The organism is uncultured Jannaschia sp. (genome assembly GCF_947494055.1).
Classification (GTDB): Bacteria; Pseudomonadota; Alphaproteobacteria; order Rhodobacterales; family Rhodobacteraceae; genus Jannaschia.
Genome location: NZ_CANLTR010000041.1, coordinates 1 through 15083, shown reverse-complemented (window position 1 = coordinate 15083; position 15083 = coordinate 1). Strand labels below are relative to the sequence as shown.

14 protein-coding genes and 2 pseudogenes are annotated in these 15083 nt (G+C 65.6%); 7 read left to right on the top strand and 9 right to left on the bottom strand.

Annotated elements, in window-relative coordinates:
* Positions 1 to 100: 100 nt before the first annotated feature.
* Entirely contained in the window at positions 101 to 1117 is a 1017-nt protein-coding gene (locus Q1A87_RS19430) for a LacI family DNA-binding transcriptional regulator (RefSeq protein WP_299655282.1), read from the bottom strand.
* 131 nt (positions 1118 to 1248) lie between these two features.
* Between Q1A87_RS19430 and Q1A87_RS19425 the strand changes: the two genes are divergently transcribed.
* The 4 genes from Q1A87_RS19425 to Q1A87_RS19410 are packed head-to-tail and all read left to right on the top strand — an operon-like array spanning position 1249 to position 4561.
* Positions 1249 to 2031, top strand: coding sequence for an ATP-binding cassette domain-containing protein (locus Q1A87_RS19425; RefSeq protein WP_299655278.1), 783 nt, complete (start codon positions 1249 to 1251; stop codon positions 2029 to 2031).
* Between the two features lies 1 nt (position 2032).
* Positions 2033 to 2959 (top strand): CoA-transferase, encoded by a 927-nt coding sequence (locus tag Q1A87_RS19420; protein WP_299655275.1) that lies wholly within the window; start codon positions 2033 to 2035, stop codon positions 2957 to 2959.
* A complete protein-coding gene (locus Q1A87_RS19415; RefSeq protein WP_299655271.1) occupies positions 2956 to 3714 on the top strand; it encodes a CoA-transferase in 759 nt (252 codons plus the stop codon). The genes Q1A87_RS19420 and Q1A87_RS19415 overlap by 4 nt, the downstream gene beginning before the upstream one ends.
* A gap of 1 nt (position 3715) precedes the next feature.
* Complete coding sequence (locus tag Q1A87_RS19410; protein ID WP_299655269.1) at positions 3716 to 4561, top strand: CoA-transferase; 846 nt, start codon at positions 3716 to 3718, stop codon at positions 4559 to 4561.
* A gap of 21 nt (positions 4562 to 4582) precedes the next feature.
* On the opposite strand, the gene Q1A87_RS19405 is transcribed toward Q1A87_RS19410, so the two are convergent.
* The 6 genes from Q1A87_RS19405 to Q1A87_RS19380 all read right to left on the bottom strand — a co-directional run bounded on the left by Q1A87_RS19405 (position 4583) and on the right by Q1A87_RS19380 (position 10486).
* A complete protein-coding gene (locus Q1A87_RS19405) occupies positions 4583 to 5776 on the bottom strand; it encodes a CoA transferase (RefSeq protein ID WP_299655266.1) in 1194 nt (397 codons plus the stop codon).
* On the bottom strand, positions 5773 to 6615 hold the full coding sequence (locus Q1A87_RS19400) for a hypothetical protein (protein ID WP_299655263.1): 843 nt from the start codon (positions 6613 to 6615) through the stop codon (positions 5773 to 5775). The genes Q1A87_RS19405 and Q1A87_RS19400 overlap by 4 nt, the downstream gene beginning before the upstream one ends.
* A complete protein-coding gene (locus tag Q1A87_RS19395) occupies positions 6615 to 7511 on the bottom strand; it encodes a CoA-transferase (RefSeq protein ID WP_299655260.1) in 897 nt (298 codons plus the stop codon). The genes Q1A87_RS19400 and Q1A87_RS19395 overlap by 1 nt, the downstream gene beginning before the upstream one ends.
* Positions 7508 to 8350, bottom strand: coding sequence for an ATP-binding cassette domain-containing protein (locus tag Q1A87_RS19390; protein ID WP_299655257.1), 843 nt, complete (start codon positions 8348 to 8350; stop codon positions 7508 to 7510). The genes Q1A87_RS19395 and Q1A87_RS19390 overlap by 4 nt, the downstream gene beginning before the upstream one ends.
* A gap of 77 nt (positions 8351 to 8427) precedes the next feature.
* Positions 8428 to 9459, bottom strand: coding sequence for a substrate-binding domain-containing protein (locus Q1A87_RS19385; RefSeq protein WP_299655255.1), 1032 nt, complete (start codon positions 9457 to 9459; stop codon positions 8428 to 8430).
* A gap of 31 nt (positions 9460 to 9490) precedes the next feature.
* The gene (locus Q1A87_RS19380) at positions 9491 to 10486 is read right to left on the bottom strand and encodes a ribose ABC transporter permease (protein ID WP_299655252.1); all 996 of its coding nucleotides are present in this window, start codon (positions 10484 to 10486) and stop codon (positions 9491 to 9493) included.
* 473 nt (positions 10487 to 10959) lie between these two features.
* Between Q1A87_RS19380 and Q1A87_RS19375 the strand changes: the two genes are divergently transcribed.
* From Q1A87_RS19375 to Q1A87_RS19365, 3 genes and pseudogenes are all read left to right on the top strand, one after another.
* Complete coding sequence (locus tag Q1A87_RS19375) at positions 10960 to 12000, top strand: LacI family DNA-binding transcriptional regulator (protein WP_299655249.1); 1041 nt, start codon at positions 10960 to 10962, stop codon at positions 11998 to 12000.
* An 82-nt stretch (positions 12001 to 12082) separates the two neighbouring features.
* A complete protein-coding gene (locus Q1A87_RS19370) occupies positions 12083 to 13519 on the top strand; it encodes an NAD-dependent succinate-semialdehyde dehydrogenase (RefSeq protein ID WP_299655246.1) in 1437 nt (478 codons plus the stop codon).
* 212 nt (positions 13520 to 13731) lie between these two features.
* A pseudogene (locus Q1A87_RS19365) lies at positions 13732 to 13905 on the top strand (integrase core domain-containing protein); the annotation flags it as partial.
* A 309-nt stretch (positions 13906 to 14214) separates the two neighbouring features.
* Here the strand turns inward: Q1A87_RS19365 and Q1A87_RS19360 are convergent.
* Positions 14215 to 14358: pseudogene (locus Q1A87_RS19360) on the bottom strand (IS110 family transposase); the annotation flags it as partial.
* 77 nt (positions 14359 to 14435) lie between these two features.
* Positions 14436 to 14921, bottom strand: a complete 486-nt coding sequence (locus Q1A87_RS19355; protein WP_299655243.1) for a hypothetical protein — start codon at positions 14919 to 14921, stop codon at positions 14436 to 14438.
* Positions 14922 to 15083: the final 162 nt, after the last annotated feature.

Genomic DNA, 15083 nt, shown 5'->3' with positions numbered 1-15083 from the left:
CCGTGTCACGCCGGTACGTTATCCAGCATAAAACGAATTATAGAAACGTTTCTATTGTTGGATAGGCGGAGAGCCAGAGCGCGTCAAGTGGAGATCAGGATTAGGTCAGGGGGGCGGTCGTGCCGCGTACGATCAGACGCGTCGGCAAGATTGACGACTCGGCGGGTCGATCCGGCTCGTCTACTCGGCGCAAAAGAAGGCGCGCGGCCTCGGCGCCGATCGCGCGCTTTTCGAGCCGCACGGTCGTCAGATCGATGGCCTTGAAGCCGGCCAAGTCGATGTCATCGAGGCCGACCACGGACACATCCCGCGGGGTCGCCATCCCGCGCTCGGAAAGCCCCTGCATCAGGCCGATAGCATTCATGTCGTTGCTCGCTAGAATGCACGTCGGGGGCGTTCGCAGGCCCGAGAAGAAGCCCGCCGCCTCAAGCCCCGAGCCGAAGCTGTAGCGCCCCTCGTGGATTAACGATTCAGGATCCTCGAACCCCAGTTCCGCAGCCGTTGCCTGAAATGTCTCAAGCCGTTCGAGCACTGAACTGGAATGTATCGGGCCAGTTACGAACCCGACCCTTTTGTGGCCTATCCTACTGATGTAGCGCAATGCTTCAATCACGCCGCCGGTATTGTCCGACCCTACGTAGTCCAGCGGAAGCCGCGGATCCCGGCGCTGCACCAGAACCGATGGCGTGCCCGCGGTCAGCATCTCGCGAACCCGCGAATCGTCTAGGTGCTGGGAAATCAGGACGAGCCCGTCGACCTGCCGGTCAATCAGCGTGCGCATGGCCATCACCTGGCGCTCCAGATCGCTGTCCGTGTCGGCCAGCAGCAGCGTGCACCCGACGGAATTCGCCACGTCCTCGACGCCGCGCACGAAGGCCGAGGCAGACGGATTCGAGACATCCTCGATCAGTACGCCGATCGCGTAGCTGCGCTGCGCACGCAGCGACCGCGCGACGATGGACGCGCGATATCCTAGGCGCTCGGCCGTCTCGACGACGAAGGCGCGGGTCTTGGGCTTGACGAGATCCTTGCCCGCGAGGGCGTTGGACACTGTGGACATCGCGAGGCCGGTTTCCCGCGCCACGTCCTTAATGGTGACTCGCTTCTGGTCTGGCACGCGCGCTCCTTCGAAGTTGACACCAAAAGGCGACGCCAATATATATAGAAACGTTTTTATGTTCCCGTCGCGGAACCGTCTAGCCATTCGGCGACGGCTTGTCGACGGCGGGCACGCGGAGGGAGGAAACCATGACGCCAATCGGAGCCGGTAGCAGTGTGCCGTTGTTGCGCCTGAAGGCCCTGAAGAAGAGCTACGGGGCGGTGCATGCGCTCCGGGGCGTCGACCTCGACGTCGGGCGTGGAGAGACGGTCGCGCTGGTCGGCGACAACGGTGCCGGCAAGTCGACCCTGGTTAAGCTAATTTCAGGCGCGATCCAGCCCACGAGCGGCGAGATGGAGTTCGACGGCAAGCCGATGCGCTTCGCCTCGACCGACGCGGCGCGCGCGCACGGGATCGAGACCGTCTACCAGGATCTCGGCCTGTGCAACAACCTGACCGTGGCCGAGAACGTGTTTCTCGGGCGCGAGCATACCGTCGGACGAGGCCCGTTTCGGTTCCTCGCCAAGCGCGAGATGCGCCGCCGCACGGCGGAGGCGCTCCAAGGGCTGACGATCAACGTGCCCTCTGCCTCGGCCAGCGTCGCCGGCCTCTCGGGCGGGCAGCGGCAGGCGGTGTCGCTTGCGCGCACCAAGCTCTGGTCCAGCTCCCTGGTGCTGCTAGACGAGCCGACAGCCGCGCTTGGCGTGCAGGAGACCAAGCGCGCGATGGAGGCAGTCCGGCACCTGCAAGCCGACGGCGTGTCCATTGTGCTCATCACCCACCAGATGCCGATGGCCTTGGAGATGGCCAATCGTGTCGTAGTGCTACGGCAGGGAACGAAGGTAGGCGATTTGCCGATCGCGGATGTCACCGGCGACGACCTCGTGGCGCTCATCACCGGCGCGCGCGACCGCCATATTGAGGCCGCCTGAGATGGCCGACAAGCGTGTGTCGCTGGACGAGGCGCTGGCGCTGGTGCCCGACGGCGCGACCCTGACCGCGGGCGGCTTTGCGCATTCGCATCAGCCCATGGGCTTTTTTCGCGCGCTCATCGCGGAGGGGCGGAGCGACCTGTCCCTGATGGGCGTGGCGGAGTGCTGGGTAGCCGAATGGCTGGCGGCTGCGGGCATGCTGCGCAAGGCGTGGTTCTCGAACTTCATGTTCGAGGGCTTCGGCCGGTGTCGCCGCTTTTCCGAGGGCATCGAGAACGGCACGATCGCGGCCGAGGATCACAGCCATTTCGGTATGATTATGCGGCTGGTGGCGGGGGCAGAGCGCCTGCCCTTCATGCCGATGCTGTCACAGGGCGGCACGGATATCGCGCTGCTCGGCGGATTCGAACAGCCGGAGGACAAGATCCGCGTGATCGACTCGCCGTTCGGCGACGGGCAGCGCGTGACCGTCACCTCCCCCCTCGTGCCCGACGTGGCCGTCATTCACGCCGCGCGCGCGGACCGGCTGGGCAACGTGCAGCTGGGAGGAGCGAGTGCGGTGATCGAAGAACAGGCCGCCGCCGCGCGCACCGTCATCGTGACGGTAGAGAAGATCGTGGAGACCGACGAGATCCGGCGCACGCCCGAGGCCACGCTCCTGTCGGCGCTGACGGTGGACGCGGTCGTGCACCTGCCCTTCGGCGCGTGGCCCACGGGCGTCTACGGCTACCACGACCCGGACATGGATTTCCTAAGCAATTACTACGCCGCCTCGCGCGACGCGGGCGCCTGCTCGGACTGGGTCGACCGCCACCTGCGCGCTCCGGCCGATCACTGGGCGTGGCTCGATGCCGCCGGGATGGCGCGACTGCTCGCCCTGCGGACCGACCCTGTGCTGGGTTACCGCCCGGCGGAGGTGCCGGCATGAGCCGCGACGCTCTCATGGCCATGGCCGCCGCGCGCGAGATCCGCGACGGCGACGTCGCCTTCATCGGCACCGGCCTGCCAATGGTCGCGGCGTACCTGGCCAAAGCAACCCACGCGCCCGAGGTGACGCTTGTGTTCGAGTCAGGCATCATTGATCCGGCCCCGCTGGAACTGGCCACGGGCGTAGGGGAATACCGCCTCGCCTTCGGCGCCACGTCGATCCGGGGCACGCGGGCCGCGTTGACGCTGCTGCAGCAAGGCAAGGTGGATATCGGCTTTCTCGGCACCGCAGAGATCGACGCCTACGGGAACCTCAACACCACGGCCATTGGGGAATACCATCACCCCGACGTGCGGTTGCCCGGATCTGGCGGCGCCAACGACATCGCCTCCATGGCCCGTCGAAGCGTGGTGATCGCTCGCACCGGGCGGCGCCGCTTCGTCGAGACGCTGCACTACCTGACTACGCCGGGGCATCTGACCGGGCCGGGCGCGCGCAAGGACGCCGGGCTGCCCGGCGATGGGCCGGTCCGCGTCATCACCGACATGGGCGTGCTCGGCTTCTCGCCCGAGACGCAGCGGATGCGGGCGGAACGGCTCTTTCCCGGCGTCACGCTCGAGGCGCTGCAGGAGGGGATCGGCTTTGCGCTCGATCCACCTGAAGAGGTGACGACGATCGCGCCCCCCGATGCCGGGACGCTGGCGCTTCTACGCCGGATCGACCCGGCGGGCACCTACGTGGCACTGGAGGACTGACATGAGCGGTGTGAACAAGCGCAAGACACTGGCCGAGGCCGTCGCGTTGATCCCCGATGGCGCGCTTCTGGCGCTTGGATCGGATCGGGCGCCGGTGGCGCTGGTGGCGGAACTGGTGCGGCAATCGCGAAAGGGACTGCGACTTGTTGGCTGCGGCGGCAGCCTTCCCGCCGATCTTCTGCTAGCCGCCAAATGCGCCGCGGATGCAGAGCTTCCGGCCCCGGACAGGGCAGGTCCCGGTTGGACTCATGCGATGGCCCAGGGGCGCGCACGCGCTGTGAAGGTCGCCGACGTTCGCCAGCGGCTTCGGGCTGCGGCTGAAAAGGCGGCCTTCGCCGCCTTGCCCCGCGACGGTTCGACCAGGGCGCAAACGGTCGAAGACCCGTTCGGCGGCGCACCGGTGCCGGTTCTGCCGCCGCTCGCGCCGGACGTAGCCCTGATCCATGCCGAGGCGGCTGACGCAGCCGGCAACGTGCTGATCCGATGCGACACGCGCAGGGCGCCGCTGACCGACATCCTCCTTGCCCGCGCGACGGGGCGGGTCATCGTATCCGTGGAGCAGATCGTGAGCGACGTCGCGGTGCAGGCCCGCGCCGAAGATATCGCCCTGCTGCCGTCCGAGGTAGATTGCGTGGTCGAAGCCCCGTTCGGCGCCCATCCCGACGCCTGCCCGGGGCGCTACGACGCGGATGCGGCGCTGCTGGAGGACTACTACGTGTCCATTGCGGATGCAGGCGACTGGATCGCGATGTGGATCAGCAACCCGAAGGACCACGCCGCCTATCTCGACCGCCTCGGCAGCAAGCGCCTTCTGACCCTCGCCGCGCATTGTGCCACCGCCGCCTGAGGCGCGGCGGTAGCGCCTATGTCAGACCACGCCGGCGTCGCGCAGCTTGTCGACCGCCAAGCCATCGAGACCGAGCCATTCGGCTAGCACCTCGGACGTGTGCTCACCCAGGCGCGGGGGTGGGCAGCGCAAGCTCGGTGGCGTCTGCGACATGTGCATCGTCAGGCCGGGAGTGGAGAACTTTCCGGCAGCCGGATGGTCGACCTCCATGATTTGCCCGCGATGCTTAAGCTGCGGGTTCTCCACCACCTCAATGGGCGTGGCAACCTTGGCATGCGGCACGCCGGCTTCGGACAGGCGTTCGAGCACCGTGTCCGTATCGAGCGACTCGAACCACGCGCCGACTTCCGCCTCCAGTGCCTCGACATGATCGAGCCGGTCGCGAACGGTCGCAAAGCGCGCATCCTCGATTAATTCGGGCCGCCCCATCGTCTGCGCCAGTCGCTTGAAAAGCGCGTTGGTACCCGAGAGCAGCAAGACGAAATCGCTCGAGCCGGTCTTAAAAACGTTCGCCGGGGCCGAGTAGCGGTCGCGGTTACCGATCCGGCCAAGGGTCTGGTTGCCGTTGATCTGGCTCGACACTGCCGTCGTCAGCAGCGCGACCGCGCAATCGAGCAGCGACACGTCGATCATCTGCCCCTCGCCGGTGTCCCTGCGCGCCAGAAGCGCACCCAATGTCGCCGTCGCCCCGTACATTGCCGTCGTGTAGTCGATGTAAAACGTCCCGGCGAGCGTCGGCGGCCCGTTCGGATCGCCGGTCAGGGACATCAGCCCGCTCATCGCTTGGGCGATGCCGTCGAAGCCGGGTCGCATCGCGTCCGGTCCGTCCTGGCCGAAGCCCGACAGCCGGGTCATAATCAGGCTAGGGTTCAACTCGTGCAGGACGTCCCAGCCGCAGCCCATGGCCTCCATCGTGCCGGGGCGGAAGTTCTCGATCAGTACATCGGCCTGCGCCGCCATCTGGCGCAGCATCTCCTGCCCCTCGGGGCTGCGAAAGTTGAGCGTGATCGACCGCTTGTTGCGGTTGAGCGCGAGCGCGTAGAAGCTTTCCCCGCCCTGGAACGGCGGCAGGTGACGGCTGTCGTCGCCGAAGCCGACCTTCTCGATCTTGATCACGTCCGCGCCCATGTCGCCCAGCAGCATCGCGCAATGCGGCCCGGCGATGAAGCGCGACAGGTCGAGCACCTTGACGCCCGACAGGATGGACTTGGTCATGCCATTCTCTCCCTTGCTGATCCCGTCATCAGCACGCCGTGGGGGTCGATATCGTTACGGATTATCGCGACGGTCTCGGCCGACGGGCGCGGCGTTTCTGGCACCTCGCTGTCGATGACCGGCGCGAAGGACATTAGCGACAGCACCTCCTCGACACTCACGCCGGGATGCACCGACCGCAGACGCATCGCGCCGTCCGGGGTGGCGAAGTCGAAGATTGCCTTGTCGGTGACACAGAGTTCCGGCCCCGGCCCCGGCAGGCCGAGCGTATCCCGCGTCTCGCCATCGCGGGCGTGACCCAGCGAGGTCACGAAATCCACCCGCTCCACGAATGCGCGCGGCGACAGGTCGGTGACGATGATCGGGCGCCGGATAAAGGCCAGATGCTCGGTCTGCGCGAGGCAGCCCACCAGCCGTACCTTGGGCGGGGCATCGGGCTCGCCGATCTCGGTGATGTTGAGGTTGCCGTAGCGGTCCACCTGCGGCGCGCTTTCGAAGCTGACGTCGAATCGTCCAGCGGTCACCATGTCAATCTTGTAGCCGACATCGACGGGCGACGCCGCCGCCTGCCAGCGCGTGTAGGTGTCTTGGAGCGTCGCCTCGGGGATGCCGTCGAGCGACGGGGTCAAGAGGTTGCCCCAGTAGATTGAGAAGGCCGGCGCGTGCGTCATCTGTGCCAGCCGGGCCGCCGCGATCGGGATGCCAACCGCCAAGGTGTAAGCGCGCGCCGCGGTGCCGAGCCCGACGAAGCCGAGTTCGCCATCCTTCAGCTCGGCCGCGATGGCGGCAATCATCAGCTCCTCGGTGGTGCAGGCCGTGACCTTAATTGCGACGTCCATCAGGCATACTCCCGTTCTGTTACGTCGAAGCGGGCCAGCGCGGCCTCGCCGCCCAGTTTAGCAAGATACGCCTCGTGGTCGGCCAGCGGGCGCACATTCGCGTCGAGCCATTCGGCCGAGCGTCCGGCCCGCGCCGCCTCGAGCCAGTCCTCGAGCGCGTCCTCGTCCTCGTCGTAGAACCCGTCCGTCGCGGTCGGGTGCGCGCCCCGCGGCGCGTGCACGATCCCCTCGACAAGGGTGTGCGGGATGTAGGTCAGCGCCGGGCGCCGCGCGATCTCCTCGTGCGGGACGATGCACTCGACCGAGACGAACAGGCGGCGCGACGACGAGGCCATCATCTGGTCGATGTCGTCGCTGTCGCGCACGATCGGCCATTGCACGTTGCCGTATTCATCCGCGGCATAGCCGTGCAGGATGGTGAAATCCGCGTCCGCCGCCCTGAGCGCCAGCACCGGCTTACCGGTATAGGGGCAGGTGATGCGCTTGACCGCGTCCGGACTCTTGGTCTCCATCCCGGTGCCGAGCATCGCCCGGTTTGGCAGGAACTCGAGCCCCATGGCTCGGGCCCGGAACCGCGCAACCATGGCGCTCTCTGAATAGTCGTGCGTTTCTATGGTGCCGTCCTGCACCGCTCGGCGAAAATTCGGGGCGAGGCCGAGGCGGAAGAACCCGGCATAAATGCCGTCCCATCGGCGAACAGCGCAGGCCGCGGCCAGCATGTCAGTGGCGAGCGTCGTCGCCCAAGTCAGCAGCGCTAGGTCGCGTCGGTTCTGCCGCACCAGTTCGCGCACGAAGACCATCGGCTGTCTTCGCAGGAGCGATCCCCCGACCGCGAGGGTGGCGCCATCGGGGATGCGCGACACTGCCTCGGCCGCCGTTATCAGCTTGGACTTCATGTTAAGTTCTCCGCGCGGCGATGCGCCAGGTGATCGGGCAGGCGGCCGCCGACAATGGTGTGTACTAGAGCGTCGTGCTCGACCTCGTCGCGTTCCACCGCGCCGACCATGCGGCCGGTCTTGAGAATCGCAATCCGGTCGGCGACCTGGAACACGTGGTCAAGGTTGTGCGAGATGATGAGTACCGCGAAACCTTTGGCCTTCAGCCGCTGGATCAGCTCCAGCACCAGTCGGCTTTCCTCGACTCCGAGCGCCGCCATCGGCTCATCCATGATCAGCAGGCGCACGTTGGAGTCGAGCAGTAACCGCGCGATCCCCACAGCCTGCCGCTGACCGCCGGACAGCGCACGTACGGTGCGGTTCATGTCGGGCTTGGGCAGGCCGAGTTCCTCGAACAGGTCCTCGGTCCGGCGCCGCATCTCGGCGTGGTCGAGCGATGGTACCAAGCCGCCGATCTTGCGCTGGAGTTCGCGCCCCATGAAGATGTTCTCTTGCACCGTGAACACGTCGACCAGCGACAGGTTCTGGTGCAGCGTCTCGATCCCGGCATCGCGCGCATCGTTCGGGCTGTGCATCTCGACGTCCTTGCCGTCGATACGGATGCGTCCCGATGTCGGCCGATGCACCCCCGAGATCATCTTGATGAAGGTCGACTTGCCGGCCCCGTTGTCCCCGACCAGCGCCAGCACTTCGTTGGGATAGACGTCGAGGTTAATCGAGTCGTTCGCGACATGCCCGCCATAGCGCTTGGTTAGGCCGCGGATCGAAAGGAACGGGGCGCCCGCGGGTGGCGCGGCGGCGGTCGTCCCGGCGCCGATGCGGGTGTCGGCAGCGATCATGAATTACTCCTGTGGACTGTGTCAGGGACCGAGCGCGTAAAGGACCTTCCGCGCCCGGTAGGGAGGGGCACCGGACGTCAGAGCCCGAGTGCTTCGAGATCGACCTCGGGCACCAAGCGCTTGTTCGCCTCGGCGTCGTAGAACTGGTCAATGTTGTCCTGGTTGATCATCGGCGAGGGGAAGATGATCTCTTTTGGCACGTCCTGCCCCTGCATCACGCGCGATGCGACCTCGACCGCCTCGGCGCCGAAGGTTGGGTAGACAAATGTCCCAGCGAGCCGGCCAGACTTGATCATCTGGAAAGTCTCGACGGCGATGCCGTCGAAGCCGGTCACGAACATCTCGTCCTGACGTTCGGCCTCCTCGATGGCCTGCAGCGCGCCCTTGGCCATGTTGTCGTTGTGGCAGTAGACGCCGTCGATCTCCTGATTGGCGCGGAGGAAGTCCTCCATCATCTGCAGCGCTTCGGAACGCGAGTAGTTCGCGATGGCCTCGGCGACGATCTCCATCTCGGGGACCTCGTTCAGTGCGTCCTTCCAGCCGTTGCCGCGCGCTTGGCTGACAAGCGATCCGGGCCGCCCCATGATGTGCACCGACTTGCCGGCACCGCCCATGCGATCAATGTAGTAGGCGCCCGCCTGCTGCGCGGTGCCGTAGGTGTCAGCGGCGAGATGCGCGGCGTAGTCCTGCCCTTCGTTGAGCGCCGAGGACATCACGATCACCGGGATGCCGCGGCGGTTGAGAGCCTGCACCCCCGGCCCGACGGCCTCGGGGTAATAGGTGATCATGATCACAGCGTCGACGCCGCGCACCGCGAGATCCTCGAGGTTTCGGATCTCCTGTGCCGGGTTCTCGCGGGCGTCAGTCGTGATGACCTCGAGGCCCTTTTTCTCCGCGGTGCCGTGCACGTCCTCCCGCTGGGCGCGGAGCCATTCGTCGGTAGCGTAGGACTGCGAGAACCCGATGGTCTTGCCGGCGACCGGGCTTTGCGCGCGGGCCGAGCCGATCACGTAGGGGCTGGCGAGAGCCGCGGCACCGATGCCGGCGCCGGCGCGCAGGAAGCTACGGCGCGACGGGCGGATCAGTCTGTTACGGGGTTGGTCAGTCATATCGAGCTCCTCCTTCTCGATGGGTGTCGGTTCATGATTTTCGGTTGCGCAGATCGCTCACCACCACGGCGACCACGATGATGATCCCCATCGCCAGCATCTGCACGAAGGGCGATACGCTCATCAGGTTCAGAAGGTTGGTGATCATAGCGAGGATCAGCACGCCGAGGATGGTGCCGGCCACGCCGCCCACGCCCCCATCGAAGGCCGTCCCGCCGATCAGCGTCGCGGCGATCGCGTCGAGTTCGTAAAGGTTGCCGGCATTGGGTTCGGCGACCGAGATCCGGCTTACCAGGATCAGGCCCGCGACACCGGCCAGGAAGCCCGACAGCGCGTAGACCTGGATCTTGATGCGGTCTACCGCAACGCCGTAGATCCGAGCCGCTTCCTCGTTCGCGCCGACGGCATAGACATGCCGGCCCCACCGAGTGTGGCGCATGATGTAAACGAAGATCGCCCAGGTCCCAACGAAGAGCACGACCGGCACCGGCACGCCCAAGATGTAGCCTGACCCGAGCCAGCGGAACATCCCGTCGGCGCCCTGCGCGTAGACATCGCCGCCGTCGGAGTACAGGTACACGCAGCCCCGGGCGAAAATCATCATCGCGAGCGTGGCGATGAACGGCTGAAGGTTCAGCTTGGTGATCAGAAGCCCGTTTATCGCGCCCAGAAACGTGCAGAGCGCCAGCGCCAGCAGCCACGCCACGGGCGATGTCAATCCGGCACTGGCCGCCGCCGCAACTGCGGCCACCCCGACGATGGAGCCGGCAGATAGGTCGATGCCGCGGCACAGGATGACGATCGTCATGCCGACCGCCACGATGCCCACCATGGAGGCCCCGCGCACGAGGTTCAGCAGGTTGGTCACGTCGAGGAAGAACGGCGACGCGACGCTTGCCAGCACGAACAGCACCAGGAAGGTAATGACGTGGCTGTATTTTAGCAGGAACGGCACCATGCCGGCCGGCAGCCGCCTGGAAAAGCCCCGCCGATCAGAGTCGGGGGTTTCGGTCGGGATGTCGGTCATCGCTGGGGCGTCCTTTCGTCTTTAGCGGTGGCCAGGGCGGGCCGGTGTGCGGGGGATGCGGTCGCGCGGCGGGACGGAACGTGCGTCCCGCCTGCCCGGCGCGATGCCGGTATTGCGTGTCGGTCAAGGAAGGTCCATCCGCTCCCGCCCCCGGGGGCGGAACGGCGGTGAGCGACCGGGTCAGCCCGGAAGCCACGACGCCGAAGCGGACCCGCTGCCGCCGCGCGCTCTAGGCGCGGGCAGGCGCCGGTAGGCGCCGTGCCCCCGAACGTATCAAGGGTCCACGCGCCGGGTGTCATCCGCGCAATCGTCAAGGCTGTCCTCCCTGGTCCCTGCCCTCCCCGAGCATGTGGGACCGATCTCACATGAGATCCATCCCACACCTGATTTACACAGTCAATCTCCAATCCATGCGCCTTGAACACGCTCCGCCTCACGGCTACTCCGATTGAACGCCAAGGCTGCGAGTTCAAATGGAAAAGTCTCCCACACTAGCCGATGTTGCGCGCGCCGCTGGCGTGTCTCGCTCCACAGCTGCGCGGGCGATGTCGGGTTCGGGCTACGTGGACAAGGTCAAGCGGCAGCTGATCGAGGAGACGGCAATACAACTCGGCTACCGCGGCTCGGCCATCGCACGCACCCTGCGCACACAGAGGTCCCACACGGTCGGCATCCTGATCGCTGACATTACTAATCCGATCTTCCCGCGCATCGTGCGCGGTGCCGATGAGGTTCTGACGAAAGAAGGGATCACGCTCCTGCTGTGCAACACCGAAGGGCAGCCTGCGCGTCAGGCGGCCTTCGTGCGCGAGATGATGGAGCGGCTGGCCGACGGGCTGATCCTAGTGTCGCAATCGGTGGACCGGGAGCTGGTCGAAACGCTTCGCCACGGGCCGCCTACGGTCTTCGTCAACCGAACGCCGGAGCCCGGGGCGTTTGATTATGTCGGTCCGGACAACAGGCAGGGCATCGATTTGCTGCTCGATCACCTGACTGGGCTGGGGCACCGGCGGATCGCTTATATCACGGGTCCGCCCGATTCTTCGACCGCCCGTGACCGCCATAGCCGCTTCCTCGAGCGCATGGAGAGGCTCGGCCTGACCGTCCCCGACCATGCCGTGGTCACGGGCGGATACGCGGCGGAACACGGACGTTCCGCCGCGGACGCGCTGCTGAGCGTGGCGCCCGAGGATCGTCCCACGGCGGTGATCGCTTCCAATGACTTCGTCGCGCTCGGCTTGATTGAGCGTGCGCAGGAACTGGGCTTCAGCGTGCCGCGCGATATGTCGGTCACCGGTTACGATAACACGTTCTGGGACGCAATCTGGCACCGGGCCTTTCCCGATGCGCCGCGCATGACAACAATCGAGCAGCCGCGTCGCGACATTGGTCATGCCGCGGCGCGCCTGCTGCTCGACCGGCTCGGAACGCCGGACCGTACGCCGAGGGAACGGCTTTCTCCAGTCTCCATGATCGTCGGCAACACCACCACCCCGCCCCACGTCGTGCGCTGAGTGCCGTGCGTTCGGCAATTGACATCTAAAGTCATAACCGAAAATAGAAACGTTTCTATTTCTCGAAACCTAAGGGTTCTTCATGCACGACTATCCCACTACCCGGCTTTTGATCGACGGCGAATGGCGCACTGGCGCGGATGGTGACGCCCTGCCCGTCCTGAATCCGGCAACGGAGGACGAGATCGGGCGGGTGGCCTGTGCGACGCTCGCAGACCTCGACGATGCGCTCGACGCCACCGTCCGCGGTTTCGAAATCTGGAGTGCCACCTCTCCCTTCAATCGCTCAGGCCTCATGCACCGAGCTTCGGCGCTTCTGCGCGAACGGACCGAAGTGATCGCTGCGTTGATGACGGCCGAGCAGGGAAAGCCGCTGGCGCAGGCTCGGATCGAGCTTCACTCGGCCGCCGATACAATCGACTGGTTTGCCGAGGAAGCTCGCCGCACCTACGGCATGGTCGTGCCGGCCCGTGTGCCCGGCGTTACTCAGATGACCCTGAAGCAACCGGTTGGCCCGGTCGCGGCATTCACGCCGTGGAACTTCCCAGTCATGCAGATCGCACGGAAGATGAGCGCCGCGCTGGCCGCCGGGTGCTCTATGATCGTCAAGGCGCCAGAGGAGACGCCGGCCTCCCCTGCCGCATTCATCCGATGCTTTGAGGATGCCGGGCTGCCGGCCGGCGTGCTCGGACTGGTCTACGGAGATCCGGCCGAAATCTCGTCCTACCTGATCCCGCACCCCGCGATCGCGAAGATCAGTTTCACCGGGTCCACCGCGATAGGCAAGCAGCTTGCCGGCCTCGCCGGTCAGCACATGAAGCGCGCCACGATGGAACTCGGCGGCCACGCCCCCGTCATCGTGGCGGAGGATGCCGACATCGACGCTGCCGTTGCCGCGCTCGTGCCCGCAAAGTACCGAAATGCTGGGCAGGTGTGCATCTCGCCCACCCGCTTCCTCGTGCAGAAGCGCGTCGCGGATCGCTTCGTCGAGGCCTTCGTCAACGGGTCTCGTGCAATTCGGACCGGTCCGGGCGATGCCGACGGGACGGACATGGGACCGCTTGCGAACTCGCGCCGCCCCTCCGCGATCGAGGAGATGATCGCCGACGCAACGGAACACGGGGGGAAGATCGCACTTGGTGGACGCCGGCTGGGGAACAAGGGCTGGTTCTTCGAGCCCACCGTCCTGACCGACGTTCCTGACACCGCGCGGATCATGACCGACGAACCGTTCGGCCCGGTTGCGGTCATCAACCGCTTCGACCGGATCGACGACGCATTGGCCGAGGCGAACCGTCTGCCGATCGGGCTTGCCTCCTATGCCTTCACCACTTCGGGGCGAACCCAGCAAATCCTGCGCGACCGTATGCGTGCCGGGATGCTGTCGATTAACCATATCGGGCTCGGCCTTCCTGAACTGCCGTTCGGCGGCATCCGCGACTCGGGTTACGGAACAGAAGGCGGGCCCGAGGCGATCGACGCCTATCTCGACCACCGCCTCGTCACGCAACTACACTGACGCCGGCGGCGACGTCACGGTGGCATTTTCAAGGGAGCTCGTATTTCCTAAACTGGGAGATATTCTTGCAAGATCATGTCGTTGCATTATCGGAATGTTCCTAAGAAATCTTGCTCCCGGCGGCGGCCTATTCAAACTGTTTCGGACGGCGCCTGGCGCGACAACGTCTTTCCCTCCCGGGACATTGCGAAGCGATGCCCTGCGGGGCAGTGGTCGAACGGCTCCGGCGGACGATCAAATACGAGGAAGTCTATCTGCGGGCCTATGCCAGCGTCTCCGAAGCCCGAGCGTCTATCGACCGCTATCTCGGCTTCTACAACGGCACGCGGCCCCACTCATCGCTCGGCGGGCTGACGCCTGACAGCACCTATCTCAACCAGCCATAGCCAATCCCAGCGGCGGCATAACTATCGCGGAGATCCACTTAGCGAAGCCCGGAAGCTGTTCACACAAACCGAGCCACCTCTGTTCACCAGCCGACATGGAGCGCATGGCGGCCTGACCCGTCCACTTTCTCGGGGCAAGATCACATATGTCGCGGGCCCGTATGGTGTTCGCGGATTGGGTCCAAATCAACGCCGCGTGCTCGATGGCACTTTGTTGCAGACTGGTTTTCCCTATCCTGTCTTACGACCGTTGCGCCAAACTTCTCCTTGCCCTCTTTCGCTCCGACGTCCTCGCGACCCGCAGTCGGCTTATGCCGCCGCGACCGGAGACTGGTAGACGCCGCCCCGGGCCATCAGGGCCCAGACGATGCGCGCCATCTTGTTCGCCAGTGCCACGCGCACAAGCATCGGCGGCTTGCGCGACAGCATCCCCGCCAGCCATGTGCCCGGGCGCGCCGTATGATGCACATTGTAGCGCGACAATTTGGATGAGAAGACGTATTGCCGCATCCACGGATGTTCCTGAGGGATCATGTCGTTGCCTCAGCCAAATGCTCCTGAGAATGCTTGCTCCCGCGGGCTCCGTGGTCCGACGGTTCCTGATGACCTCTGACGCGCGAAGCCTCCATATTGCGCAGCGCGTCAGAGGTCATCTGCGGGTGCGCGGCCGCGCTGGCTCCGAATACCAGTGCAAGATGGCCATGCCGCTCCATCGCCGGAACCAGCAGCGGAATAAGAGGCTTCAGCCGCTTCCCGCAAATCCGGTCGGACGCTTCCCAGAGCACCACCAGCGCCTCTCGCACGGCCTGGTCGTACACCCGGCGGGCTGGCCGTGGCTGCGACCGGTCCGTGACACGGTCACACCGGAGGAGTCGTTCCGCATGCTTGCGGTGATACCCGGAGATCTCCGCGAACTCGGTCAGAATACGGCCCTTCTCCGTTCTCGTCGCGGCACGATATCGCGCCGCCACAGCCTCCAGAAGTTCGTCTCTCGTTCCCATGCTGATCCGCCTCATGCCTGCCCCCGAACAAAACCGCTCCGGGAACATTTCTAATGATGCAACGACGCAGTCTTCGGGAACAGTTCAGGCGAGGCAATGCGAGCGTCAATCAGCGAGCGTTTTCGGTGTCGCGCGTGTCGGTGGTCGACCGGGTCCCTTGCGGCGTTCGACAGCGGT